Raw genomic sequence first — 26780 nt, 5'->3', positions numbered from 1 at the left:
CGTCCCAGGTTCACAGATCGAGCTGGGGACGGTCGGGGTCGAGGAGATCGGGGTCCTGGCGAACCAGTGCGTCCTCGAATGCCTCCCAGCCCTTCTCGCGAATGAAGGCGGTCTCCTCAGCCGTGATGGGGATCAGCCAGACGATGGCGACATCACTGCCGTTCTCGACGGTGACCGAGAAGAAGTCGGCGTCGAAGTAGACAGGCAGCCCTGCATAGAGCGAGGTCATGAGTCCACCGGGCAGCGGAGCGGGAAGCGGAAGCACGTCACCGCGCATAATCGCCTGGCCGCTCGCCACCAACTGCCCGGTGACATATTCCAGAACCTCGGCAAGGTGCCCATAGCCCGTAGTTCGGCTGGCGTTCTCGCAGGCCAGCAGCTCCAAGTGGAAATGACGGTCCGAAGTCGGGTCCCACAACGGAGTACGCGACAGGCCGATCGTCGCGAACGCCTGGGCGCCCGAGAGCCGGCCCTCCCGGAAACACGCCACCTGAGGAGTCCCCTGCGGGGCGCCTGCGGGTGGGGACCAGGCACCGAGCATGCGCCCGAGTCTGCTCTCAAGATGGTCTATGAGCTCCGGCATCAGGTCTCCCGTCTGACTTCCGAGCACGTCAGGCCCGGCGATGACCAATGATCCCCTGGACAGTAACGATCACGCTGAGACGGGAGCCAGACAGGTCGAACTACGCGCACAATCCCGACTACCCCTCAACATCTCGCCGAGGCTCCACGATCGCTGATCTTGGCCATCCCCAGTCGCATGAAAGACGGACCATCCGAGGAAGAAGATCCAGGCTGGCCGATTTCAAGAATCGCCATCATCGTCCGATAGCTTCGCGGGTCCCTTCGACTTCAGACCCTCCATACCGCCTGCACGCCAGTTGCGGCGCCGTTGCTCCACCGAACGCCCGCTCACCCGCAGGTCTCTGGCGATGTCCGCGGTCCTGTCTCCTCGCGCGAACCTCTGCCCGGCCTCCAGCCGGATCCCTTCCCGAGCAGCCCGCCACTCAGCAGTCAGGCCCCCACCATCCGCATAGCACCGGCATACCGCAGGGATCACCCAACGTCACCACCCGAAGGCAACCCTAAGGGCCCGCAGAGGAACAACATGCGGGCGGCCACCCCACCGAACTGCGGCGTCAAGTCTCAAAACCGGCAAGTTAATTCTCTGCGGGCCCTTAGAAGGCCAGTAGCTGCGGTCAGGGCCAGCCGAGGGTGCCTCCCGCCCGGCATCGCCGAGCGGGAGGCACCGAGCCACCGTGCAGGAGGCGCTCCGTTACAACGCACCCTGCGCCACGGTGGCCAGGGTCCCTGCCAGGAAGGGACTGGGGTCACCGTGCCAAGTGACGGTGAGGGCGTCACGGGCCCGGGTGGCGGCGACGAAGAGCATCGAGCGGGCTTTGCGTAGCTCTCGCCGGTAGCGGGCGGGATCTTCGGTGCGGTAGCGCTCGATGGCCTCCATCCTGGGCACGAGACGGTCATTGGCGCCGACGATGACCAGGCGCTGGTACTCCAGTCCCTTGAAGCGGGGCATGGTGCCGACGTGGATGGCGCCGTCGCCTCGGGGGCCGTCGGAGGTCAGCTGGGCGTAGCCGAGTCCGGCTTTGGTAGCGAGGTGGTAGATGACCTGGCTGACCTTGTCGCGGTCGGGGACGGCAACGGCGATCAGGCCACGAGGGTCGCGGCCGGTACCGTGATCGTGGGTGGCAAGGTCGTTGCTCCAGGTGCGCAGCATGGTGGCGAGTCCGTCAAGTTCGTCCTCCCAGGTGGTGTAGCCGTGCAGGTCGGGGTTGGGGCCGTGCAGGACGGAGCGGTAGCCAGCGAGGGTGTCGGTGCCCTCGTCGAGGTCGTCGTAGGCCTCACCTGACATCACCGACAGGGCCTGGGCGAGGATTTCCTTGGTGGTGCGGTAGCTCAGGGAGAGGCGGGCGGAGCGGCCGCGGACGTTGATGCCGAGGGAGCCGAGGGAGACCTGGTTGTCGTAGACCCGCTGGTGTGTGTCGCCAGCGATGAACATGTCGTTGTCGCCGGGGGCGACCATCGCTCTGAGCATTTTCCAGTGTGCGGCGCGCAGGTCTTGTGCCTCGTCGACGACGACGTGCCGGTAGCGGTGTTTGAGGTCGTGCAAGGTTGCCTCGGCGTCGCGGTGGATGAGGTCGCGGCCGCCGACTTGGTCCTTGTATTCCTGGCGGGCGTGGATGCGGGCGGCGCGTTCCATCTCGTAGCGGGCGGCGCGTTCGGCGGCTTGGCCCCAGGTTTCGATGTCTTTGGTGTTGAGGCCGGTGGTGAAGCGGTCGAGGATGTTCCAGACGGCGGCGCGTTCGGGGCGGGTGAGCGGCCGGCCGCGGCCGGAGCGGCGGGTTTGGAAGTAGGCGGCGCGGGTGCTCACGGACTGGCCGAGGATGACCTGTTCCCACTCCTCGATGAGGAACTCCGGCTCCCAGGCGCTCTGTTGGCCGAGTTCCTTCAGGACGGCACGCAGCTCGTTCAGGGCGGTGCGGTCGTCGATGCGGCGCTTGCTGCGGCCGCTGAGTGCGTTCTCGGTGATGACCTTGTAGGCGAGTTCGTCGATGTGGGTGATGTCGACGCGGGCCAGGAGGGCGGGATCGCCGACGAGGTCACTGAGGCGGGCGTGCAGGTCGGCGGCGAGGTTCTTGGTGAAGGTGGTCAGCAGGATGGGCTTGTCCTGGCCGGGCTTGAGCTGGCGCAGAAGGTGGTGGATGCGGTGCAGCGCGACGATGGTCTTGCCCGTGCCGGGGCCGCCGGAGACCCGTGCGGGGCCGTTGTAGTCGCGGTTGACCAGGCGTGCCTGGGTGGGGTGCAGGAAGACCTTCCATGCCTGGAAGTCTCCTTCTTCCAGGACTTTTTGCAGGGCGTCGTCGACGGTGATGACGGTGGTGCGGGCGAGGGCGGCACCGAAGTCGGCGGGGTCGATGTGCTCCGGTGAGGCGACCGCGTCGGTGATCTCGGCACGCACCTCGTCCGGACTCATCCCGGCGGCGAGGCCGTAGAGGATGTCCTGGGACAGCAGGGGCGCTCCGGCGACCAGGCGGTCGAGGTCGGTGGTGTCGGTGAGGGTGAGGGCGACGTCGATGAGAGATTCGGCGACGCCGAGTTCTCTCAGCAGTTGCGGGGAGTGGGCGGCCAGGAGTGCAGGTGCCGCGGTGGCCAGCGCTTCGCCGCTGGAAAACGTCGCGGGGGGTGGGGTTGCTGGTACTCGGGTGGTGTCCGGTTCGGCAGGGACGAGTTGGATGCCGGCGCGGCGTAGGGCGTTTTCACCGACGACCGAGAGGTCGACGAACTCGATCTCTCCGGAGACCCGGTTGATGGCGACGGAGAGTTGTTCGTAGACGTCCCGGCGATGCCGGACCGCAATGATCAGCCAGTTGTCGTCGCCGTGCTCGTCGGTTCCGGTGCGGGTGAGCAGGGCTCGGTAGGAGTCGTCGATGCGTGCGGAGAAGATCTGCGAGTCGCCCTTGAGGGCCTTGAGTTGGAGGCCGTTGCTGTGCGGGTTTTCCCGGAAGCGGTGGGAGAAGTCGTAGAACTTGGCCTTCACCGAGCGGTCGAGCTTGTAGAGCTCGTGTTCGGCCTTTTGGTACAGGCTGAGACGGACGGTCATCAGAGGTCGTCTTCCGGGTGGTGGGAGGGATCTATTCGGGTGGTGGGGCCGTTTCAGCTGCCGGCAGGGGTGTCGGGAAGCAGGGCGAGCAGCTCATCGAAGTTGGCGAGCCAGTCGGTGGCGGTGCGGATGGTCCAGCCGGCTGCCTGGTAGGCGCTGTCACGGCGTTCGTTTTCCTGGTTGGCGCCAGGTTCGGATGAGGTCACGATGGCGACCTTGGCCGCTTCCTGGTCCCAGGCGAAGTCGGCTTGCCAGCCGCCGTCGCCGAGTTCGTAGCCGAAGATTGGTGCGGTCTTGCCACGGTCGGCGACTTTCCGGGCCACCTCGATCAGGTCGGCTTCGTTGTCCGGGTCGAGCAAGGTGAAGACTTCGTCCCAGACGGCGTCGCGTGCTGTGGGAGAGGGCTGAGCGTCGTTGATGGGTTCGCTGGTGGGTTGCGCATCGGGTGCAGGGGCGGGCTTGAGGGTAGGAGCGGGTTGCGGTGCGGCTGTCGGGGTGTCGTCGAGGGCGGTGGGGTACTGGGGGCTGAGCAGTTCGAGGATGTCCTTGTCGCCGCGTGCGCGCAGGTGGGAGAGGACGTCGTCCATGCTGGTCGCGTCGGCCAGTCCGATGCGCTGGCCCACCACTGAGGGCATGTCCTTGTCGAGGATCTGGCCGGACAGGGCCATCAGGTGCAGGGCGCGCTGGGTGTCGGTGAGGTCGCGTTCGTCCTTCTCGGCTACGCGCAGTGCCTTGAGGTGCCCGTCCTTGGCGGCGAGGAACACATGGTCTCCCTCTCCGGCTTGCATGTGCTCGAGCAGGGTGCGCAGGGAGCCGCAGGTGGGCTGGTTGCGCCAGACGAGCTGGGTGGTGCCGACGTCGTGGGACAGTTCCAGCCGGCTGCCCGGGGTGAGGCTGAGGTGTGCAGCGAAGCCGGTGGGGATGGTGAAGCCGGAGCCGCGCAGGTGTTCGCCGTTGACGTCGAGCCGGTACCACCAGGTTCCCTGGCCGGTCTGGAAGCAGCGCCGGGTCTGTGCGACGTCGCGGCGTGGCTGGTAGTCGGCGAGTGCGGGGTCGTCGGGAGTAGTCAGGCGGACCCAGCCGCGCTGGAAGCGGTCGTACTCCGGGGCGGCGAGGTAGGCGCGGACTGACCTTTCCGATACGTCGAACTGCGAGCAGAGCGTGGTGACGATGTCTTCGATCTGGGCCTGGCCGCCGGTGTTCGCGAGTTCCCTGTTGATCATCTCGCGTATGCCGAGGTACTCGGTGCCGCCCCAGCGGCGCAGGCCATACAGGTCTCGGTCGCGTCGCAGGAAGCGGTCGTCGGTCTGGATTTGGTTGCGCAGGCTGGCCAGGGCGGTGGTGTCGTCCAGGCGGCTGTAGAGGTCTTCCATCGGCAGGGGGTGTCCCACCAGGGCCAGGACGGCTTCGGCCCGGTCGCTGATCGAGCGGCCCCAGGGCAGCAGGTGTCCGTCGATGACGCGGAAGCCCTTGATCGCCTGCAGCCAGGCTTCGGCGTCGGCTGGGCGGATTCCCTGCTGTGTGAGCAGTTCCACGACGTCGGACCATGCGGGCACCGTGGTCGTGCAGCGTTCTGCGAGCTCGGTACGCGTGTGTTCCAGGCGATGGTCGAGATCGCCTTGTACCAGCCAGCTGCTGGTCCAGGTGCGCTCGGGCAGCAGGGCGGCGATGACCTGCCACAGGGGCAGGCCAAGAGCGGCAACACTCTGTTCGTGTGTGGGGTGCAGGGCGCGCAGGCTCGCTTCGGTGGCCACGGGCCCGAGGTGTTCTTGGGTGGCCAGGAGGTGGGCGAGGAAGGGCTGGCCGTCGTCTCCGTGGAGCCAGTGCTGGAGGTTCTTCTCGAGTTCGACCTGGATCTGTCGGACTCGTTCGCGGCTGACGTTGAACTGCTCGCCGAGGTTTTCCAGGGAGGTGCGGCTGGGGTTGAAGATGCGTCCGGCGGCGATGGCCAGCTGCCGTTCGTTCCAGGTGCCGACGAGGACATCGAATGCCTGGAGCGGGTGTGCGGCCAGGGCGGGCACCACGGTAGGCGTCGCAACAGCCGAGGTGGTGTCGGTGTCGTTGTCGCGGCCGGAGGGCTGGGCCCATGCGCGCAGTGTGTCTGCAGCGGCTTGGAGGGCCGGGGGCGCGTCGGCGGGGAGCAGGCGCGTGAGCAAGGCGGTGAGCTCGGCGGCGTCCATGTCGTGCGTGTGGGTGACTGCAGTGTTCGGTGCGGCGGTGGCGGGGTGGGTCAGGTCGCGTCCGCCGGTGAGGAAGGGGCGTAGCAGGGCGAGGACAAGCGAGGTGAGGGTGTCCTCGCCGGTGCTGGCGGCGTGGCCGATGGTGGTGTGGAGGTCGGTGTGCTGGCCTTCGGGGCAGAAGCACAGCTGGGGTAGTGCGGTGGCGAGTGTTAGGTGCGGCCAGTGGGTGGTGAGGGTGTGGGCGGCGCTCTGGGCGATCTGTGCTGCGCCGGTGGTGGCGAGGGCATCGCGCAGTGGGGTGGTGTTCCACCAGGTGGCGGGCAGGCGGGCGTCGTTGAGTGCGAGGCCCAGCTGGTGGGGGTCGCCGAAGCGGAGGGACGGCAGTAGGTCGGCGAGGACGTGGTGCCATGGCGGCGTGGGTTCGATCAGGCCTGTCACGTGAGGTTCCGCTTCTCGTACGTTCGATGGTGTTGGCACACGGTGGGGGTGGTGGCTGCTGGGGGTGGTGGCTGCGCGCCGTGCTGGCACGGTGCGCAGCCACGCGGGTGAAGGGGTGTCAGGCGCTGGGCGTGCGGCCTCTGTCCGGGTGGTGGCTGGTGTGCGGTGCTACCACTCGAGGGCGTCCAGCATGTCCTTGACGGGGTCGTCGTTGGTGTCCGTGGTGGGGGTGAGTGCATCCAGGACGAGGGAGCTGACGATGGCGACGAGGTCTCTGCTGCCCCGGGTGTTGATCTCCGCCTGGAGGTAGTGCAGGCCGCCGTTGGCGTAGTCCTCGAAGATCCTCAGTCGTTCGGCGAGCCGCTCGTCGGCGAGGATTTTCGCGTCTTTGGGGAGCTCGGCTGCGGCGATCAGGTCGATGAGCACGTCGCCGTATTCGCGGTTTTCGACCAGGGCGTAGCGGATCATCTCGCCGGACTTTTCGAACTCGACGCGGCGTTCCTTCCTGCGGCCCAGGGAGGCGGCGAACAGCAGTGCTTCGTAGTTGGAGCGGAAGGGGCCGTCCTTGCCGGTGAGGAGGGCCAGCAGCTGTTCGTGTTCGGCGGGGCGCCGGAAGCGGATTTCGACGGCCATCAGAGGGTCACCTCTTCCAGAACGGTGTGGTTGAAGTCGCCGTGGGAAACGTAGGGGTGGGCGTGGCCGTCGATGGTGATGGTGTCCTCGTCGGCTTCGGTGTTGGTGATGTAGGAGCGCAGCACGTACATGCGGGATGCGGCGGCGCCGAGGTGGTCGAGCACCTTGCCGCGGGACTGTGACTTCGACAGCAGGGTGACGATCTGGGAGGTGAGTTTGGGCAGGGATTCGGCGATGTCGTTTTGGTAGGCGACGTCGAGGTTGCCGAACGGGGCGTCCATGACCACCGGGTAGACTCCCCCGCCGCCGAGCACTGCGTCCGGTGTCTTCTGCTTGCGGTCGTGGGTTTCCTTGGCCAGTTCGGAGACGGCGCCCACGAACGACAGGCCCAGGATCTGATTTTCGCCGGTGCTGCGGGCGGCGGCGACGCCGGCGGAGTGGTTGAGCAGTTCCAGAGCGAAGTCGGGGGTGAGGCGGGGGGTGAAGGGCTTGATGCAGATCCGCCCGAAGACGGTCTTGACCTTCTCATCGAGCTGCTGGCGCACTTCTTCGGTCTTCACCGCCAAGATCCGTTGGAAGGCGGTGAGGACTTCGTCGACCAGGGCGACCTGCCGCTGGATGCGCTTGGACTCCTCGTCCTGCACCCGCGCGGAGTGGAACTGGCGCTTGACCTTGTCGATCCGCTCGTCTAGCTCCGTCAACTGGGACTGCGCTTCGCGGATCTGCTGGCGGACGTCGAGGAGCTTGCTGTCGAACTCCTTGCGCCGCTCTTCCAGGCGCTGGACGTCCATCACGTCGACGCCCTTGAGCTCCCGGTCGATGTCGCTCAGTTCGGCGTCGATCTGCCGGATCGAGGACTCGATCTCCTCGATCTCGGAGACGCACTCCCGCAGGTTCGCCAACAGATCGGCCCGTGCCAGACTGAGGTCGGCGGCCTTGCCGCGCAGGTACATCCAGCGGGTCTCGACGTCGGCGAGTCCGGCGTTGTAGCGGCGTTCCTCCAGCGCCAGCCGTGCCTGGGATCCCTCGGGCAGGTCGCGTCCGCACATGCACAGGCCGTCTTCGAGGAGGCCGTCGATGTAGTCGCGCTGGATGCCCGCGGGCAGCTCCCGGCGCTTGCGCATCCCTTCGGCGAGGTCCAGGACCTGGGTGTCGATGCCGCCGGTGAAGGCGAGGAAGCCCTTGCGGGCGAGCAGGTCCCGCTTTTTTTCCTGGCGCTCGGCGCGCTTGTCGACCAGCTCTTTGAGGCGGGAGTGCAGCTTGGTGCGCTGGCGCTGGAGCGGCGCTGCCTTGCCGTTGGCCAGGAGGGCCTGAATGGCTGCCTCCACTTCTCGTTTGTAGCCGCCCTCGATCTCCGACAGCTCCAGCACCTGCGTGTGGACGTCGAGCTTTTGCTGTTCCAGTGCTTCCTGCTCGGTCATCAGCGCCTGCAGGCGCCCATCGCCGTTGCTGGCGATCTGCTTGCGCAGTTTTCGAGAGGCGCCCGGCAGGTGGGTGGCGATGGCCCGCTCGATCTCTTCCAGCCCCATCAGGGTCTTGATCGCCTGCTTGACCTCGTCGGTGCGGTCACCGGTGAACATGCGTTCCATACGTTCACCGTTGAAGAAGAAGAACTGCCGCAGCCCCTCGGGAAGGATCTTCTGAATGCGGTCCTGGCCGTTGGCGACGGTGGTGCTCACGCCGTGCTCGGATTCGGTGACAATGAGCTTGGGCGTCAGCTCGACCTGCTCTTCGGTGTTCTTGGTCGTGGTGACTGTGCGCAGCACGGTGAACAGCAGTCCCTCGTGCTCGAATTCGACCTTCACCGAGGCACCCGCGACGCCGCCGAACGGTGTCTGCGTCCAGGCGTGATCGTTGATCACGCGTTCCTGGTGTTCCACGTCGTCGGAGAAGGAGCCGTACAGCGCCCAGGTGAACGCGTTCAGCAGGGTGGTCTTGCCGGCGCCGTTCATGCCGAAGATGAGGATGGCCGGCTTTTCTGCGGTGACCTCGAGGTCGAGCAGTTGGGTTCCGTAGAAGACGCGGAAGTTGTCCAGCGTGAGCTTGAGGAGTCTCATTTGGCCAGCTCCTTGGCGGCGCGGACGATCTCGTCGGTGAGCAGGGTCGGATTCTTCACGTGCAGGTGCTCACGCTCGAGCTGCCACACCTTCGCCACGAGCTTTCTCGCTTCGGGCGAGAGGTCGTCCATGATGTCTTTCAGGCTTTCCGTCGTCCCCATGGGTCTTTCTCCAACGTCGGGCTGTAGGTCGGTCGTGCGGGGGTGCTGTCAGGTGTCCAAGAGCCCGTATCGCAGGCGTAGCGGGCGCAGGATGTCGAGGGTGTGTGCTTCGTTGTCGGCGAGCCGGGCGAATTCCGTCACCCGTGCCAGCTCGCGGGCCACCATGCGGCGCTCCGTCTCACGGTGCAGGTCACTCGCATCGCTGGGGGGCACGACGATGAAGTCGACGATGTCCGCACGTTCTTTCCCTGGCGCTTTGCGCAGCACGCGGCCGCGGCGCTGGATGAACTGGCGCGGGTTGGAAGAGCTGGCCAGGAGGTAGGCGGTGCGAGCGGCCGGCACGTCCACCCCCTCGTCCAGGCACTTCATCGACAATAGGACCTGCAGCTGAGAACCGGTGGCGAACTGGCGCAGCAGCTGCTGGCGTTCGGGGCGTTTGGTCTCGGCGGTGTAGGGGGCGGCGGGCATGCGCAGTTCCGTGCCGACCATGGCCAGAGCCTGCTGCAGCTGGGTCGGTTCGTTCGGATCACCGTCCTCGTAGGCGAGGGGGTGGCGGCCTTCGGCGCAGTAGAGCAGTTGGTACCAGTCGTTGCGCCGTGCGGTGATCTCTCTGCGCAGGGCAGGCAGTTTGGCGCGGGCGTGTCCGAGGATGTTGGAGCGTCGGCGCAGGAGCTGGCCGAGCGGACTGTCGTCGTCGGTGTCGGAGGAGAGGCCGCCGTCGGCTGCGATGAGCTTGGCGATCTTCTCCGTCACCTCCGCGTAGAGGTAGGTCTCCTCGTCGTCCAGTTCGACCAGGACGGGTGTGTAGGTGTAGCGGCACAGGGCGCCTGCACGGATGGCGTCGCCGATGCCCATCTCGAAGACGACGTCGCCGAAGTACTCCGCCAATGCCGCGGTGCCTCGATCGTCGAACCAGCGTTCTGGCGTGGCTGACAGCCCGAGCCGGTAGGCCGCCGAGGCGGGCAGTTTCTCGCGTAGGCGCTTGGCTCCGAGGTTGTGGCATTCGTCCGCGATGATGAGGAGGCGGCCGCGGTGACGGGCCAGGATCGACTGCAGGGGGCCGGCGGCGAAGGTGGCGTTGGTGGTCACGATCACCCCGCCCTGGGCGCTGCCTAGCGCCAGGGCGTCCAGGAGCGAGGAGGCTTTGCCGAACCAGCTGCTGGTGGATTCGTAGGCGCGGATGGGCTGCACACCGAACCAGGCGATGTCCTTGCACCACTGGTCGACCAGGTGCTGGTAGGGGGCGATGACCAAGGTCAGGAGTGGTTGGTCGTGTTTTTGCAGGACGCGGGTCAACTGGGCTGCGGCCGCCAGGGCGGTGAGGGTCTTGCCGGTGCCGGTGGCCATGCGCAGAATGCCCCGGCCGCCGGCCTCGAACCAGGCTTGCACGGCCTGCTTCTGGTAGTCACGCACGCTCAGTTCGCCGGGGATCGCCAGCCGTCCGGCGCTGTCCGGGCGCGGCAGGGTGATCAGGGCTCCGTCCAGGGGCGGAATGTGCGTCGTCTCGTCTGTGGTGGAGGGGGCGCAGCGCTGGATGACCGTGTGGGCGCCGGCGGTGAAGTCGAGTACCCGCAGCAGTGGGGTCCGGTCGTCCCACAGGTCGTCGAAGTCCTGGCTGATGCGCACGGCCCGGTCGCGGTCGCCGGGCTCCCAGGTGCGAAAGACCTCGATCGACTCGAAGTTGCCGACCAGTGCCGGCATGGTCTCGTTCGCGCTGCCTTTGAAGGCAACCAGATCGTGGCCGTCGTGGAAGATTCCGATTTTTTCGTGGTAGATGCCGATTCGGTCGTGGGTGCTGATGTAGGCGAGTTTGATGTCGAGGCGGCTGTCGGCGATGAGGAGGCCGAGTTTGCCCAGCCCGCTGGCTGCCCGCGGGTCCTGGGCTGCTTGTTCCATGTCCCGCACTGCTGCCTGTTGCAGCACGGCTCGCAGTTCGTATCCGGCGTGGATCTGCGCCACATCGTCGGCGGTGAGCTGGGGGGAGGCGACGATGCGCATCGTCCCCCCGCGTGCGGCGAACTCCTCCAGTCCTTGGCCGAGCACGGCGAGCACCGAGGCGCTGAAGTAGCCCACGGCACGGTCGTAGGAGGTGGCCGCGCCTAGGGCGGGGACGTAGAAGTCGTGGACGATGTCGCAGCGGTCGCTGCGGTAGTCGGCGTGGAGATCCGCCGCGCTCAGGCCGCCGGGGTGCCGGTTCATCACAGCCCCATCAGGTTGATCAGGTCGTCGGAGGACGGCCCCTCGTCGTCGGAGTCGGGAGCGGATGAAGGCTGCTGGCCGTCTTGTCCGGCGCGGACATCGCTGAGCCGGCGGACCACGCCGTCGCGTGCGGTGAAGGGCGGCGATGAGGCGGAGACGCGGACGCTGGCGGCGGCAATGGTGAATTCGCTGGTCAACGCCGCAACCAGCTCGTCGGTGGGGATCGAACCGCCGGCCCGGTCCACTTCCTGTGCGATCAGCTCCTTGATGCTGGTGTAACGGCGCAGCCCCCACTGTATGAGGGCCCACGAGTTGACGTCGCTGCGCACGAACCGGCCGTCCGCGGACAGTTGGGCTTTGAGCGAGCGAATGTTCACGCCAGGGCCCATGCGCTCGACGAGCAGCGGCCAGTCCAGGGGATACCCGAGCTCCTCAAGTACGGCGTGAGCTCGGTCGGCGAGCGATCCGCGCCCAGTGCCGTCCGGTGCGGCGGCGGGCTCCTCTCCGGACGGCTCAGCCAGATCCCCGAAAGTATCGGGGCCGGGTGCGTCTTCGGGCAGCTGCCAGCCGTCGGCCGTGGCGACCGCGGCGAGGGCACGTGCCACCAGCGTCCGCAACGGCTCAGGCAGTTCTTCGCTATCACGCAGCAGGTCGGCCAGCTGCTCGCCCGGACGCTGTTCGCAGGCGAAGATGCGCAGTTGTTCGAAGACCTGTGCCAGCGGGGACGCCTGCACCGATCCGGGCCCCGAGAGGGGCTCAAGGTCCACCACCGCGTCCGGGTCGGAGGCCGCGGCAGCATGACGGCGCTGGGACGCGGCGGCGTGACGCGGCGGCGGCAGCTCGTAGTCCTCCGCCGACGCCTGAGGGGCGGCTGTGGCGGCAGGCCGATCCGCGGTGGCAAGCTCGACCTGCCGTCCGCCCACGACCTGCAGCCCGCAGTACTCCAGCCACTGCTGTGTGGCGTGGAGGGGACGCCCGGTGTCCTGCAGCAGCCGCGTGGCCGCCGGCAGCGACAGCGCCTCCCCCGGTACCAAACCGAGGGCCGTGCGGGTCAGCTTGCGGGCATGCGCGAGCGATCCGCCGAACAGCCAGTCCCCGTCGCTGCTCCCTGACCAGTGCAGCGCGAGCAGCAGCTCCAGTACCCGCACCTGGCTGCCTGGCAGCCGGTCTGCGAGCCAGGGATGGTGGTTCATCAGATCGGTGCGCGTGACGGGGGTCTGCGTCGCAGATTCGAACAGCTCCAGCGCGCAGGCGAGCTTGGGCGACGCAAGCGCCGCGCTCTGCAGCTGCTGAGGTAGCTCCTGTAGCAGCCGCGTGACCCACGACTGCAGGGTGCGGTAGCGGTCCGCCAGCTCGTCGACCGACACCGGAGCAGACGCACACAGATGCAGGGTGATCAGATCTTGCTGGCGGGCGTCCAGAGCGATGAACCAGCGCGGAACCGCGTTGCCGGGGCCGTCCGGCTCACTGTGCGCGGGTACTGCAGGCACCTGCGCGGATGCCTCCGGCTGCGGAAACAGGGCAGCGGCACGCACCAGCGCCGCGAGGATCTCACGTTTGGTCTCGGTGCGGACCTTCGCCAGGCAGGCGATGGTCGACGGCGTCAACAGGGTGACGTCGGCCAGCGTCTTGCCGCCGGCCGCTTGCAGAACGTCCACCGCAATCGCCTCTAGCTCCAGCTCGGCCGTCGGCATCTGCCGCGGCAGGGAAGGAAGCAGCAGATGCAGAGGCCGCTCGCCCAGCGCCGCCTCACCACCCCAGCCCAGGAAAGAGGCAAACAGCTCGAAGACGTCGTCCATGTACGGGCGGCGTGCGCTGGTCTCTTCGGGCGTCTCGTGCAGCCACCACTGCGCCGGACCTCCCATCCGCTGGAGTGCGAGCAACTGCTCGGGCTCCAGCTGATCCAGCCACGGCAGCACGATGTGCCACGTCGGCTTGAGCAACGAGAGTGAAGCTGACATCTTTCCCACCCTGGTAGTACCGGTGAACCATCTCGGTGCCTGGCGGCGACTGCCGTCGCCGCCAGGCACGCGTCACTCGCTCAGAAGATCGTTCACGCTGCTTATCGGCTCGGCTTCGGTTTCCTCCACGCCGTCAGCGCTCTGCTCGCTCTCCGCCTGAGCGTCCTGGGGCTCCTGTACAGCCACTCCGTGCTGGTCGATCTGGTCCAGCCAGTTCTTGTAGGACTCGTCCGAGCCGTAGAACCATTCCTTCAGGGCACGGCCGAGCGCGGCACGGGCGGCCCTGTGCGCCTCGACACGCAGCTTGGTCTCCGCGACGCCGGGGCGGCTGGTCTTGAGTGCCTTGAGCTGCTGGTCCTGGCACAGACTCAGGTAAAGGCCCCGGGCAGCGCTGAGCATGTCCTCGAACGCGGCGCGGTCGGTGAACCAGTCGGAGACGTGAGCCCATGCCTGGGGGGTGTCCAGCACCTGCAGCCAGAAGTAGCGGAAGTAGACCGCCTGAGGGGTCTCCATGTTGGCAATCTGGTTCAGGGGGTGCGCAGTTTCAGCTTTGTTGAAGGCGAGCCTGCGGTCTTTGGCCTTGCCCGACTCCAGGGCGAAGTAGGCGTTCCACGCCTTCACCAGCGCCTCCGCGAACTGCGGCAGGTCGTTGATGTTGCCACCGCCGGGCTGGGTCTTACGCAGTTCCCACAGCGAGCCGAGGGTCATCATCATCCCCAGCTGGCAGGCATGGGTGTTGAACACGGCGTAGGCGGCTTTCGACTGCTTAAGGGTGCCGCTGCGCCCGGAGTCCAGATACGCCTGGGCACGGTAGGTCTCGAAGATCTCCTCCCGGCCCTTCAGCGCCTCCCAGGCGCGGATCACGTCGGACTTGGTGGCCTTCCTGCCTGCGGTCTTCTCCTCCAGATAGTGTTCATGGCTGTCGCGCAGCGTCCAAAACACGCCCACCCCGCTGAACAGTGCGTCGTGCGCGAGGGTCAGGCCGGTGTCGTCAATGTGCCAGTCGTCTTTCAGCTGCGTCAGCGCCGTGGCGTGAGCGGCATAGGGAGCGGTGCGCGACAGGAGGGTGAGGATCGCCCGGCCCCAAGTGGCGGCGAACCGGTCGCTGATGACGTCCATCCAGCTCAGCGGGAACGCTGTATTGCCGATCTTGTCCCGCTGGTAGGTGGCACCGCCTTCCTCGATCTGATCGGGCAGGAGGCTGGTAAGGTCCAGCTGCTCCTGCATGAAGGCATCCAGCTCCGTCAGGCTGAGGCGTCCGCCGATCTTCTGGGCGACGTTTTTGAGGTACTTGGGAGGGCCGAAGACGCAGCGGTCGACGGCGAACTTCAGCAGGTGAATGTTGGTCAGCACCGACCAGCGGGCCGGCCGGGTGGAGTTCACCTCGGGGTTGTCGTACTCCACGGCGTAGATGGGCAGCAGGGCATCGCTTTTGTCGTTGCGCAGCTCGCTGAGCACGCGTCGGGTGAGTACGTTGCTCAGTTCGGCATCCGACAACAAGATGATCCGGGACTCCGACGGCGGACGCGCTTCCTTGTTGACGTCCACGAACAGTTTCCGTGCAGCCTCGTGAGGCCGCGCGTTCTCACCAGTCTGGTCAGGGAACCAGCACACGGTGACCGGCACTTCGATGCGGCTCAGGTCGACATCGCCGAAGTCGTCGAGCGCCTGGAGGACCTGGTGTTCGTAGAACGAGCGAAAGCGCGCGCCGCCGCTGTTCTGCCAGCTCTTCGTCATCGTGCGTTCGATGGCCAACAAAGCCATGGCGCGGTGCTGGCCGTCGAGGACGACCAGCTGCGCTTCGGTCTTGTTCCACCACAGTTTGCCCACACTGGCCGGGTGCAGCAGGTCGTTGGCCCCGAGCAGACGCTGGATCTGGAAGGCGGTTCCTGCCTGCTCCTGCTGCCACTGGGCCCCGTCGTCGGGAACTACGCTGGGCTGGCCCATCTGCTCGAAGTGCGAGGGGCGCCTGCTGCGGAAGGGCAGCAGCACTGCCACGATGGGCGGCAAGAACGCAGGCCCGGTCGGCTTGCGATCCAGCAGGTAGGGGATCAGTTTGACCGCCACGCGGTGATCGTCCAGGTCACGCTGCAGGAGCTGGTTGAAGTCCAGATCACCGGCTTCCATGACCTCACGCACCGGGGCCAGGCTCTTGGTGAGCTGGCGCTCGGGGTCATCGGTCTCCTCGCCGAGCCGCGCTTTGGTCATGATGTAGTCCACCCGGCCCGCCGGCGTGGTGAACGTGCCCCACGTTCCCTGAACGTAGTCGCGAAACGTGAGCTTGCTTCCTGAGCCGAACATCGTGTTCCTATTGCCTTCCGAGAATCGGCGCGTACAGCCGGTGCAGTAGCCACTGTGCTGACTGTGCAGTGTGGCGCAGATGCGTGACGGTCACGGCGTCGTCTTCCTAATCGCCCACATCGATGACCCAAGCTTCGAGTTGACGCATACTCATATTGCGAGCAGCCGCCCGTGCGCAGAACGTCTTTCCCTTCGCTTCCACCGCCGCCGCGTCCTCCGGTTGATCCCGCAGCCACTCGTACCCTTTGGTGAAATATCGGCGGCGGGTGCGCAGACGCGCGCACAGATTCTCCCCGCCAGCGGCGAGGAGAACACCGGGGACGCCATGCGCACGATGATGGCCATCACCCGCGGCTCCGCGCTGTCCAGCGAATCCATTAATGTCGCCAGACGCTTTCCTGCTTCACGGAGGCTGCGCCAGCTTCCGCGTCGGGCTGGTGCACCGGCGTCTCGAGCTCGAGCTCGCCCTTCCATACCGCGCCGCAGGAACCGCGTCCGTGCAGCACTGTGCAGCGGCTCGTAAGAGCCCGCGTCCCGTCCGTGCAAGCAGCCTTCGGTGGCTTGTTCGCCCTGCGGGCTGGGGTGCACCTTCCCGGCATGCGAACTCGCCCTAGACTTGACATACCCGACGTATAGACCCAAAGTTTCGGGCGCCTCGTTGACGTCGAGCATGGAATAGCGACTGTGCGAGGAAGCGTTCAACGTCGACGCCCCTCACTCGCCCGGGTGTGAGGAGCTGGTCAGCCCGCCTGCACACCCTCGATCATGGTCGTGCGCACGGGGTGACCGGGGCGCGGCCAACCCGAGCCCACGCTTCTGCACAGGCGTGCCGTGAGGCAGCGGAGCACTACTGGGAATGATGGCGCGTGCGTGCACTGATGGTGGTTCCTCTCCCCCGGGCGCGACGGCGTTCGCGCAGGTTGCACCTGTCGCCGTTTGTGAAAAATTAGCGTAGACGATCACACTGACACGCGGGACCCCCGGATGGTTGCCCCGACCACCGAAACGTGATGGAACGCAGGACCCTCCGGGCGTCCGCAACGGCATCCGTCGGCGGGTGGCTGCGGTCGGCAGGCTTCCTCGGCTAGGTCTTTTACCAGCAGCAACGGCGCACATCCACCCCCCTCGCCCAGGCGGTCGTCTACCACGTGGCCCGGGCGGAAGGAGTTTCATCCACGGCGATATCCGACCGGCACGGCAGCCGCCCACGTCGCCAGGAAGGCTGCACACAGCCCGCCCATGAAATGATTGCTCAATACATCGTTCACAATATGATCACATGATGATCGCTTGCGTCAGGCCCGGCCTTGTACGGGGCTTACACATCGCAGCGATGCAGCGCGGGCTACCCGCGGGGAGAAAAGGCGGCACCCCTGCGGGCCAGGTTCAGCGCAGGGGTGCTCACATGCCGATCCCCCCAGGCTGCTTCACCTGGGGGGATCAGACGAATGGCGAAATCGCGTCAGGCGGGCACGACGGCGCCGACCATTCCCTCGATCGTGGCCATCTGCTTGTCGGCACCGAGATAGCCGATGCCGCGGTGCAGGTGGACGGTCAGGATGCGCTGGACGTTGTCGTCGGTGGGCTCCTCGCCGATGGCGACGCAGCGCTGCTTGAGCAGCGCCAGGTAGAGGTCGCCGTGCTGGCCTGCGAAGGTCTTCCAGCTCATCTCGACGTTGGAGTCGGTGACGATGTCCTTCACCAGCGGAGTGGAAGGGTCCTTCAGCGACAGCAGCAGCGCCCATCGGCACAGCACGTTCCACTGCGTGATGCCGGTGGTGCGCTTGAGGTAGACCAGCCGATCTCTGGCCGGCTGGGAGAGGCGGACATTTTCAACCGGCATGCTGGACTCCCCCGTTCCACCAGTAGCCCTCGACGACGCTGGTAGTGAACTGCGTGTCGTCGTGCACCAGCGTGTAGGTCTGGGCGACGGACTTCCTCAGACGGCCCATGAGGTGTTCGTCGATCTCCTCGTCGGTGGACAGCAGCAGGACCTGGTTGCTGGCGTGAGGGAAGTAGCGGTCGACGAGGTGTTCACGGTGGCGGCTGTCGAGACGCCCCAGTGGGGTGTCGATGACGCTGGGCAGCCGGCTGCCGGCCACCCGCATCAGTCCCCACAGCAGGGAGACGGCCAGCAGCTGGCGCTCGCCGGCGCTGAGACGCGCGGGGTCAATTGACTCACCGTCGGCGTCGCTAAGGGTGAGCGTGAACTTGTCCGTGTCGATCCGCAGATGGTGGACCAGGCTCTGCTTGCGCATGAGGGTTTTGAAGCTCTGCAGAACGGCCACTTCAAGGCGGCTGATGTGGCGCCCCAGGAGAGCGGCACCAAAGCGTTCCAGGGTGTCACGGGCCTTTTCAGAGTACTTGATGATCCGTTCGACCTCCTCCGCTTTGACCTTGGTCCGCACGAACTCGTTGTGGGCTCGCTCCAGCAATGTGGTGACGTATTCGCGGCGGCGCTTGAGCTCCTGAAGCCGGTCGGCGGCGCGCTCGCAGAATTCCTGAGCGCGGGCGACCTCCACCAGCTGCTCTTCGCGGGATTGCTGCAGTGCCTCAACCTTGTGCTGGGCGGGTACGCCGGCCAGCTGGCGGTCAAGCTGGTCGAGTTGCCCGGTGAGGTCGGCGACCGTCTGCAGCAGCTGCACGCTGCGGGCGGTGTCTCGCTGAAGCAGTTCGTCCAGGACGCCGAGCTGGGCCAGAGTGTCGTGCGCGAGGCTGAGGTCGACGGCGAGCTCGGCTGTTTCTGCCCGCTCGGCCCGATCTGCTTCCAGCTGGCGAAGGACATCGGCGCGTGCTGCATCGGGCAGCAGATCAAGCAGCCACGTGTCGCGCTGCTGCAAGACCTCGAGGACCTGAGCTGACTGCTGGGCCTGCTGTTCTTTGACCGCTTGCTCACGCACACCGTCGAGGAGAGGGGCGGCGAGAAGCAGCGGCAGGGGACCTGCGGCCAACTGGGTCAGCTCGGCGCGCACCTGGGCCAGTTGGGCGACGATCTGCTTCTTCTCGTTCTCCAGCTCCACGCGTCGGCTGAACAGGTTGCCGCCCTCTTTGGCGAAGGCGTCTTCCAGAGTTTGCAGCGTGCGCTGGGCCTTGCCCAGCTCACTACGAGCGTGGGCCAACTCCTGGTGGGCGACGTCGTATGCGGACACCACCGTCTCACGTTCGGTCTCCTGCGCCCGGATGTTGTCCAGGAGGTGCTGTTCCTCCTCGGACAGTTTCTGGCGCCGCTGGAGGGCCAGCAGGTCGTTGCGCAGCTGCTGGACCGTGCTGACGCCGAGCAGGGAGTGGACGGCGGATTCGATGACGGAGGCAGCGCGTTCGGGGTCGGCGAGTGACTCGATCTTCTCGCCGTCGAAGAACGCCAGTGAGGCGATCTCCAGCGGGAGGAGCGACTCGACGTGGTCGGCCCAGCCTTCACTCAGCAGCCGGTTGAACTGGCCCTCGGGCTGGACGTCGCGGGCCGTTTGGGCACGCTGACCGTAGGTTTCGTCGACGTAGACGTTGAGGAACTCTTTGAGGGTCTTGCCGTTGACGTTCCAACTGCGCACCACCCGGTAGTGATGCTCGTGTCCGCCGGTCAGGACGGTGAACTCGAGGGTGATGGAGGAGCCGCGCGCCGGGTCCGCCTTGCGGTTGATGCTTTCGCGCAGGTAAGCCTCGTACGGCTTGCTGCCGCGGCCGCTGCAACGGGCACGGTTTCCGTAGAGGACGAGCTGGATGGCGTCGAGCAAGGTCGTCTTGCCGCACCCGTTGAGCCCGCCGATCAGGATGATCGGCTTGTTCGTCTTAGGGGTGAGGTCGAGCGACTGCTTTCCGCGGTAGGCCCCGAATTCTTCGAGGGTGATCTTACGCAGGAGCATCGAGTTCGTTTTCGTCGTCGAAGGTCAGGTTCTCGGCGATGTCGTCACGCCACTTCTTCTTGCGCGCGGCAAACTCCACCGCGTCCCCGTGATTGTCGTAATAGCCCTTTTGTACGGCTTGTTCCAGAGCCTGGAACAAGCCGGAGCGGCGGGCCATGGTGCGGTACTTGCGCTCGACGGCGAGCAGTTCGCGCACCATGTTGTAGTGCAGGTCGTCGCCGTCGCAGACCTCTTTGAGGACTTCCATCTCGTCGGAGCCCATGACGAGCTGTTCATCGAGAGGGCCGCCGGGAAAGCGCTCCCCCGTGCTCTCTTCGTAGATCCGCGGCAGGCTGTCTTCTACCTCATACTTGTCGAATACCCAGATACGCCGGATTTCGTGCAGTTCATCCGGCGTGATCAGCTCGATGTTCTTGACGTGCTCCGGAGCGTGCGCGCGGATCCAGGTCTGCGCGTTTAGCAGCTCACGCAGCCATTCCTCACGGTAGGACTGCAGGTAGGGGCCATGAATGGCGTCGTCCTTGAACAGCATCACCGAGCCGTTCATGCGCCGGAAGTCACGTGCCGGCTTGTCTGGCCGCGGGAAGGGCGCCTTGCGGCCAGGCGGAAGGTCGGGATCGCCTTCCTGGTAGTGGCCAAATGGAGCGTCCAGCTTGTCGCGCAGGTCCAGCAGCGGCTGCATCCACTCCTTCTCCTCGTCGTTTTGGATCATCGCGGACATCGACTTGTCCTGCTCAACGAGGGTGCAGGTCCAGCAGCCGAACCGGCTGGAGCCGCAGGAGGGGGTTGTGGAATCGACGACCAGGGGGCATTCGCCGTCGCCGGAGGCGCCCTGATACATGGTGAGCAGATCCTGGTTGTTGTAGCCCCAGGGGTTGGGGATCTGCATCAGGAATTCCCACACGTCATCGTTGGCCCAGTCCTCAACGGGGCTGTAGACGAGGGAGTTGGGGAGGCTTGAGTTCGGAGAGAGGCGGTCGCGTACGCGCCGCCTTTCGTGCTTTTCCATGGCGCGGGCACGCACGGTGCTTTCGGCCTTGCGGATACCCAGAACCATGATCGCCTCGCCGTGGGCGGCGACCACGCTGCGAATGAAGGAGTTCGACGGCTTGATCTTCAAGCGTTCGGTGCACCAGCGAAACTTTGGGCGTGGAGCGGGGTAGCCGCGGCCGATCAGATTCACCCAGAAGGTGTCTTTGATCTCTGGAGTCAGACGGTGCGGCTCGATGGGCAGCCCTTGCGCTCGGGCCGCTTTGTCCATCGTCTCCAACGAGGTCGTGACCCAAGCGGCCACGACGGGGTTTTCCACCAGGGTGTCGGTGCTGATGACGTGAACCGGCTTGGTGCGCTGAGACTCAGGCAGGTCTTTCAGTGCCATCCACACCAGTTGCAGGACGGCGGTGGAGTCCTTGCCGCCGCTGTATCCGATGACCCAGGGCACCTGGTCGGCCGTGTACAGCTCGCGGATCTCGTCCGTCAAAGCTGCGGTGACCTCATCCAGCGACTGGCCGTTGAAGGGCTTGCGCCGCACGGGCGTGAGTCCGAGGTTGAGGGGAATGGTGCTCATGCATCGCCTCGCAGGTATGCGTCTTCCACGCGCTGCTCTTCTGGGCTCAGTTCCAGCCCGAGGCGCTGACGCAAGTAATTAACGGTAAGTGTCACGTTTTGATGGCTTTTGGAAACGCGGCCGCCGACGATGGCCCGGCCCTCCCACTCGGTGTTCGCCCGGGACCAGTCCACGCCCTTCAGCGCTGCGATGCGCTTGTTCCACTTCGCCTCGCTCGTCGTCTCACGCAAGATTGCGTTACCGACGCGCCCCATGGCATGGAGTGCGATGCCATGACTGTGGATGAAGTCGCGGCGCATCTCCTGAGCGGACAGCTGCCGGGAGCGCACCTGCTCCCACTCGGGCAGCAAGCCGTCAACGGCTTGCCAAAAGTCGTGGGTCAGGGCGATGGCCTCGTCCTGCTTCAGCTCAAGCCCCTGCAGCAGCGACTGGTTCCCGAAGTACAGGGCGCTGAGGGTGAACATCTTGCGCGAGCGGGCCGAGAGAGTGCTCTTCTCCATCTCCACCAAGCCCTTGAAGACCGCCGAGCTCTCAGTCAGCGCACGGGTGATCTGGGCGTTGGGATCGCGGTGGTCGTACAGGACACCGATGGAGCGGGCCGGGCGGACCGCATGCCGATTGAGGTCGGCGAACATCTGCTGAGAGCGGGCCAGCCCGGAGTCGTAGAAGAAGACGACAGCGATCGTCTCATCTCCCAGGTCCGGGTTCTCCTTCAGCGCGAGCTCGATGGCAGCGCGACGGTGCTGACCGTCGTTGATGAGGAAGCGCGCATCCATCGGGATGCGCAGCTGGCCGGTGCGGTGCGCCGCCCCCTCGCCCCCCACGCTCTCGAAGATCATGTCCCCGTCCACGGATGCGGTCAGCGCACTGAAAACATAGTCGTCGGGGTTGTCCAGAATGTAGCGGGCGAGCGAGGGCAGGCGCCCCTTGTTCAGCACGCGCTGCGCTCTCAGCTCCGCGGAAAGATCATCTTCATCGAAGAGAAAGATCTTCGGGATGAGCCTCAGCGGGCACATCGAGGCGTAGAACTCCCGCCCCGCCTGCACCCCCCGGATGGCGGGGAAGGTGTACTCAAATCCTGTTGACGCTCGCGAGACAGCCCGCCCCGCAGCCTTGCTCGCCGCTTCAGTCTGCACCAGTGAACTGTAGCGTACGTACGTCTCCTGGAAAACGTACGTCACTCTGCTGTCGACGTACTCCGACCTGCGAATGACGTACCGAGGGGTGATGGTGCACCCGACAAGACAGCGCAGCAAGGAGCGCACGCCCCGCGGGAAGATGTGCGGAGCACTGGCGGTTCAGTGCACCAGGGCGGCTCGCGCATCCCATCGGCTTCGTGGCGTGCCTGCCCAGCGTGTACGTTAAGCACTTGACGTACACGGGCAAGAGGAACGGCTCTGAGGCGGGTGAGCGCTGTGGTGGCGTATCTGGATGTAGCGGCGACGACGCGAGTGGATCCGAAGGTCGCCGAGGTCGTCCTGCACTGGATGACCGAGGACTTCGGCAACGCCGGCAGCCGCACCCACGAATACGGCGCCCGCGCCAAAAAGGCGGTTCAGCAAGCCCGGTCCTTCATCGCCAGCACGGTCGGCGCCAAGACCGAAGAAGTGATCTTCACCAGTGGGGCGACGGAGTCCAACAACATCGCGCTGCTGGGGCTGGCTCCCCACGGTGAGAAAACGGGCCGCAAACACATCATTACGTCGGCCATCGAGCACAAAGCTGTCATCGAACCCCTGATGCATCTGCGCGACACCCGCGGCTTCGAGGTCGACTTCCTCGAGCCCGGACCTTCCGGCCGCATCACGACAGAGGCAGTACTGCAGCGGCTGCAGCCTGACACCTTGGCGGTATCGCTGATGCACGTCAACAACGAGACAGGTGTCATCCAGCCGGTCGCCGAACTCGCCGAGAAGCTCCGCGCCACACCGACCTTCCTGCATGTCGACGCCGCCCAGGGCTACGGCAAGGTACCCGGCGACCTGACGGCCCCGATCGACCTGATCAGCATCAGCGGCCACAAGATCGGCGGGCCGAAGGGCGTCGGCGCCCTGGTGACCCGGCGCCGCGGCTGGGACAAGGCACCCCTGGAGCCGATCATGTTCGGCGGCGGCCAGGAGCGCAAGCTCCGCCCCGGCACACACGCCGTGCCCTTGATCATGGGCATGTACGAAGCAGCGAAGATCTTCCAAGAGAACCGCGACCGCTGGGAGCGCGACGCGCGCGCCATGCGCGAGCGGATCCTCGACGCCCTCAAGCCGACGCGGTTCCATATCAACGGCGACCCCGACCACTGCGTCCCCCACATCCTGAACGTCAGCTTCGACAAGCTCAACGCCGAAGCCCTGATCGTCCGACTCAAAGACCGCGTCGCCATCGCCACAGGATCGGCATGCACCAGCGCCTCCTACACCCCAAGCCACGTCCTTCAAGCCATGGGGCTCAAGGACGACGTGGCCGCCAACGGCCTGCGTCTGTCCTGGTTCCCAGCACAGGCCAAAGACTTCGATCCGCTGGACATTGCCCAGACCATCGCCGCCATGCAGCCCGACGAAGCCTGATCCCGATCCCGCCGCTACACCTCCATGCGCCGCACCAGGCGATGTCCGCGTAGTTGCCGCCCGCACCTGATCAGCTCAGCCTGCCAGCCCATCTCGGTCCCGATCAGGTGCGGGCGCTGGTACAGCCCCGCGCGCACCTCCGCATCGGTCAGCCGCTGATAGCGCGGCACGTCCGGGTCGTCCGGCGCCAGGAACTCCTGCTTACGATGCAGCAAAGGACGGTTGGCCGACTGCGCATACGAGATGTGGGAAGCTTCCAGAGTGTGCAGGTCCACCACGTAGGAAGACGCAATCCGTGGATGTGGATCGCGATCAAAATCCGGGTAGTCCAGCCACGAAACTGCCCGACCGTCGTGCTTGAGTTTCGCCACCGTCCACTGCTCGGGGCGTCCGGCAGCAATCGACGCGCAGTGCTCATACAGCCGCAGCACCGTGGGGATGCGCTCCATCGCACGACGATGGACATACAACGCCGTCGGAGTCAGCTTGCCGGCCACCGAGGCATGCATGGCACTGCGCACATACTGGTCATCGCGCAGCTTCAGCAGCAGCCGGTCAGCCCGCTGGCATGCCTCCTTGTACGACGTGAAAAAGGTACGCACGTCCTGCTGCAAGCCCACCGGCAGACTCCCAAAAGGCCCACGGCCGTTGAAAAGCTCCACTGCCAGATACAGCAGGGTATTCAACGTCGAACGCTTGGCCCCCTCCTCGACGCACCCAGCATCCGCACCATCGCGCACCAAGCGTTTCAGTTCGCCCGGCTTCAGATGAGCCAGCAACTCCGCCACCGTGCGCGGCATTTCCTCGATCCTCGGCGGCCGGCCACGACGTTCCACAAAATCCACCAGCGCACTGATGGCTGAAGCAGTGTCCTCGGAAGCCAGCCATTCCGCATCCGGCACCACTCGGTAAGCCAAATACCCCAGACGAGCACTGTCGTCCTTGAACGCGTAGACGATGCCCGGTGCCGCAGCAGCCACCCGAGCTCCGGTGACTTCCTCCACGTACTGGCGTAGCTCACTGGCAGCAAAAAGATGTTGAAACGTCTGCCGACTCGTCAGCAGACCGTCCCCGAAATGCTCACCGCGGACCTTCGACCGCTCCCAGGTCAGGCGAGCCGAGACCACCAGCAGGGTCGAAGTCAACTCCCACGCCTGCTCGAGTGTCCGCCGACGTTCCGCCGGATCCTCGATCACGTTCAGCACGTAGGTCAACAGCACCACATCGCTGATCTCGAGCCGAGTCTGCGACCGGTAATACGGATCCCACCCAACCACTCGGCAATCGAGCCGTTCAAGCGCCTTCACATCATCGCCGCGCCCACACCCATAATCCAGGATGGTCCGCTCCGACGTCAGCTGCCGATCCGCCAGTGCCTGCCGCGCCGGAACCGACAGCGCCAGCCGACCAATCGCCGTACGCCGACGATCACTCCCCCAGGACTCCTGCATCACAGCACTCACAGACATGCGACACCATCAGCAACACAGTAGAAGACATGCAACCAGCACAGTACAAGCGGGCCCGCGCTGCGGGCTGCGCTGTCTGCTACGTCTCACCCTTGGCCAATCATGAGACCGAAGCTGTCGATATACAGGACGAAGTGATCGAGAAAGGCGTGAAGTTGCTCGTGTAGCTGTCAGAGGGGGTGAAGTTCGCCCACTCTCCCATCCCGGTCGAGAAGGCGACCCATCACCGTCGGTTGAACGGTCATGCATGCCTCCCCGGCAGTTTATGGTGGTGCGAGGTACCGGGACCCGGGATCGGAGCCCGGAGTGTCAGTACCAGGTCGCCACGACCAGGCCGTGCCGCTTCGGTAAAGTGCCTCCGGTAGACAGGCAGAGGCGGAGCCGGGAAGGTAGCGGATCTCGGCGGCTCCCCGACGGCGATGGTTCTGAGCCCAGCGCCGGAGCAGTTCGATGTACTGGTCACCGAGCGTTTCGGCCTGCGGGCCGTGGGTGACCACACCGCTTTCGAAGCCGCCGGTGTCTTCATTCTCGCGGCGAGTGCGGTACGCGATTGCTGTCCCCGTCGACCAGTGCCGGAACACCGAGCAGCGCCGATGCCTCCACGAGCCCACTTTCGACGACATCCATCGACGCGTGTAGCCGGACGGCGCTCGACAAGTTCACCGAGAGGTACAGCTCCAGTTCGTCAGGCAGGTCGTAGGCCATTCCTGACCAGCGCAGCAGCCGCGGCGCATCCAGCGCACTGTTCAGTGCGTCCACGTCGAGGCGTACCCGATCGTCGTCGGTCAGCACGGCGACGCCGACCCGGAGCAGCGACTTCCGTTCGTCCTTGGCGGCACCTTCTCCCTGCATGGGAACGAAGCGCGCCAGCCGGTAGGAGCAGCTCAGCAGGCCCTCGCCCTCGCGGTCGAAGGCGATCGAACGGGTGGTGCCGCGCAGGGTGCGCGGTACGACGAGCCGGAGCACGGCTGGTCACCGCTTCCCCGCACCCGGTCCTGCTGATGATGCTGGCCGACCTCCCTCCCTCGGTACTGCCCGACTCGCTGGCCCGCACCGTCGAGGTCAAGCAGTGGTGGGGGCCCTACTGCCTCACCGAGGCCACCGGCGAGTACGAACGCGCTCGCAACGCCCAGGCCGAAGCCGACTCCCTGCGCGCCCAGCAGCGCACCCGAGCCCGTCGCTCCTGCGCCCCGGACCGCGCCCGCTGACTCAGCACCTGCAGCAGCTACCGCAGAGCGAAAGACCAGGTCGAGGGCGAGTTCACGCTATCCGCAAAGTCACTATTATTAGTAGTTCGAGAGGAAACATCCCACCCCCACCCCGCCCCCTCTCGTACCCCGGACCAGCTCAAGAAGTCTTCATGCCGGGAACGTTCGCGTTCACCGCCCACCGCGGATCGTTCGGCTGCCAGGCCCGCAACAGCCAGGAAAGCGACGCCTGTTACGGCGTCGTCCAGTACGACCGACAGGTATGCCGACGGGTTCCCGAGCACCCCGACAACCGCCCCGGCAGAGGCTGGCGAATCCCCGGATTCGCCAGCCTCCTGTCGGCCGCCCGCTTCCTGTACCGCTACCGCAAGCCCGCGCCGGCCGGCCGCCGCTGACCGCCCCGCCCGATGCGACGCCGTACCGCCGGGCATCGGCCACGTTCGGGCACATCACGTCGCAGCGCAGCACTGCGCCCAGCCGGGCCGTGTGCTCACCGACCACCGGCCCGTCATGGCAGGACAGCAGCCGCCAGAACAGTCCCGGACTGCACATCTACACCATCACGA

Annotated in this window: 18 protein-coding genes and 1 pseudogene; 3 read left to right on the top strand and 16 right to left on the bottom strand. The window is 66.0% G+C overall.

Annotated elements, in window-relative coordinates:
- Positions 1-10 precede the first annotated feature (10 nt).
- The 14 genes and pseudogenes from ACWCQK_RS35210 to dndB all read right to left on the bottom strand — a co-directional run bounded on the left by ACWCQK_RS35210 (position 11) and on the right by dndB (position 22112).
- Complete coding sequence (locus tag ACWCQK_RS35210) at positions 11-583, bottom strand: suppressor of fused domain protein (protein ID WP_451162148.1); 573 nt, start codon at positions 581-583, stop codon at positions 11-13.
- Positions 584-835: 252 nt separating this feature from the next.
- Positions 836-1057: pseudogene (locus ACWCQK_RS35205) on the bottom strand (helix-turn-helix domain-containing protein); the annotation flags it as partial.
- 219 nt (positions 1058-1276) lie between these two features.
- Complete coding sequence (locus ACWCQK_RS35200; RefSeq protein WP_451162146.1) at positions 1277-3619, bottom strand: UvrD-helicase domain-containing protein; 2343 nt, start codon at positions 3617-3619, stop codon at positions 1277-1279.
- 53 nt (positions 3620-3672) lie between these two features.
- A complete protein-coding gene (locus tag ACWCQK_RS35195; RefSeq protein WP_451162144.1) occupies positions 3673-6237 on the bottom strand; it encodes a hypothetical protein in 2565 nt (854 codons plus the stop codon).
- 168 nt (positions 6238-6405) lie between these two features.
- Positions 6406-6870, bottom strand: coding sequence for a DNA phosphorothioation-associated protein 4 (locus tag ACWCQK_RS35190; protein ID WP_451162142.1), 465 nt, complete (start codon positions 6868-6870; stop codon positions 6406-6408).
- On the bottom strand, positions 6870-8927 hold the full coding sequence (locus tag ACWCQK_RS35185) for an AAA family ATPase (RefSeq protein WP_451162141.1): 2058 nt from the start codon (positions 8925-8927) through the stop codon (positions 6870-6872). The genes ACWCQK_RS35190 and ACWCQK_RS35185 overlap by 1 nt, the downstream gene beginning before the upstream one ends.
- The gene (locus tag ACWCQK_RS35180) at positions 8924-9088 is read right to left on the bottom strand and encodes a hypothetical protein (protein WP_383455659.1); all 165 of its coding nucleotides are present in this window, start codon (positions 9086-9088) and stop codon (positions 8924-8926) included. Before ACWCQK_RS35180 ends, ACWCQK_RS35185 begins: the two co-directional genes overlap by 4 nt.
- A 48-nt stretch (positions 9089-9136) precedes the next feature.
- The gene (locus tag ACWCQK_RS35175; RefSeq protein WP_451162139.1) at positions 9137-11287 is read right to left on the bottom strand and encodes a DEAD/DEAH box helicase family protein; all 2151 of its coding nucleotides are present in this window, start codon (positions 11285-11287) and stop codon (positions 9137-9139) included.
- Positions 11287-13248, bottom strand: a complete 1962-nt coding sequence (locus tag ACWCQK_RS35170) for a hypothetical protein (protein ID WP_451162137.1) — start codon at positions 13246-13248, stop codon at positions 11287-11289. Before ACWCQK_RS35170 ends, ACWCQK_RS35175 begins: the two co-directional genes overlap by 1 nt.
- Before the next feature lie 72 nt (positions 13249-13320).
- Positions 13321-15549: a hypothetical protein gene (locus ACWCQK_RS35165; protein WP_451162135.1), complete on the bottom strand. Its 2229-nt coding sequence runs from the start codon at positions 15547-15549 to the stop codon at positions 13321-13323.
- Between the two features lie 1462 nt (positions 15550-17011).
- Positions 17012-17392: a DNA sulfur modification protein DndE gene (gene dndE / locus ACWCQK_RS35160; protein ID WP_451162133.1), complete on the bottom strand. Its 381-nt coding sequence runs from the start codon at positions 17390-17392 to the stop codon at positions 17012-17014.
- The gene (dndD, locus tag ACWCQK_RS35155) at positions 17382-19409 is read right to left on the bottom strand and encodes a DNA sulfur modification protein DndD (RefSeq protein WP_451162131.1); all 2028 of its coding nucleotides are present in this window, start codon (positions 19407-19409) and stop codon (positions 17382-17384) included. The genes dndE and dndD overlap by 11 nt, the downstream gene beginning before the upstream one ends.
- Complete coding sequence (gene dndC / locus ACWCQK_RS35150) at positions 19396-20976, bottom strand: DNA phosphorothioation system sulfurtransferase DndC (RefSeq protein ID WP_451162129.1); 1581 nt, start codon at positions 20974-20976, stop codon at positions 19396-19398. Before dndC ends, dndD begins: the two co-directional genes overlap by 14 nt.
- Positions 20973-22112 (bottom strand): DNA sulfur modification protein DndB, encoded by a 1140-nt coding sequence (gene dndB / locus ACWCQK_RS35145; RefSeq protein ID WP_451162127.1) that lies wholly within the window; start codon positions 22110-22112, stop codon positions 20973-20975. The genes dndC and dndB overlap by 4 nt, the downstream gene beginning before the upstream one ends.
- Before the next feature lie 270 nt (positions 22113-22382).
- Here dndB and dndA point away from each other — a divergent pair, with 270 nt between their 5' ends.
- Positions 22383-23537, top strand: coding sequence for a cysteine desulfurase DndA (gene dndA / locus ACWCQK_RS35140; protein WP_451162125.1), 1155 nt, complete (start codon positions 22383-22385; stop codon positions 23535-23537).
- A 14-nt stretch (positions 23538-23551) separates the two neighbouring features.
- Here dndA and ACWCQK_RS35135 read toward each other — a convergent pair whose 3' ends face one another.
- Together ACWCQK_RS35135 and ACWCQK_RS35130 are read right to left on the bottom strand one after the other, a co-directional pair.
- Entirely contained in the window at positions 23552-24988 is a 1437-nt protein-coding gene (locus ACWCQK_RS35135) for a DNA phosphorothioation-associated putative methyltransferase (RefSeq protein WP_451162185.1), read from the bottom strand.
- A gap of 540 nt (positions 24989-25528) precedes the next feature.
- A complete protein-coding gene (locus tag ACWCQK_RS35130; RefSeq protein WP_451162123.1) occupies positions 25529-25972 on the bottom strand; it encodes a hypothetical protein in 444 nt (147 codons plus the stop codon).
- Positions 25973-26010: 38 nt separating this feature from the next.
- Between ACWCQK_RS35130 and ACWCQK_RS35125 the strand changes: the two genes are divergently transcribed.
- A complete protein-coding gene (locus ACWCQK_RS35125) occupies positions 26011-26214 on the top strand; it encodes a hypothetical protein (protein ID WP_451162121.1) in 204 nt (67 codons plus the stop codon).
- 152 nt (positions 26215-26366) lie between these two features.
- A complete protein-coding gene (locus ACWCQK_RS35120; protein ID WP_451162119.1) occupies positions 26367-26609 on the top strand; it encodes a hypothetical protein in 243 nt (80 codons plus the stop codon).
- Positions 26610-26780 lie beyond the last annotated feature (171 nt).

It is taken from the genome of Streptomyces sp. NPDC002306 (genome assembly GCF_053593435.1).
This window is presented reverse-complemented; position numbering and strand designations above follow the sequence as displayed.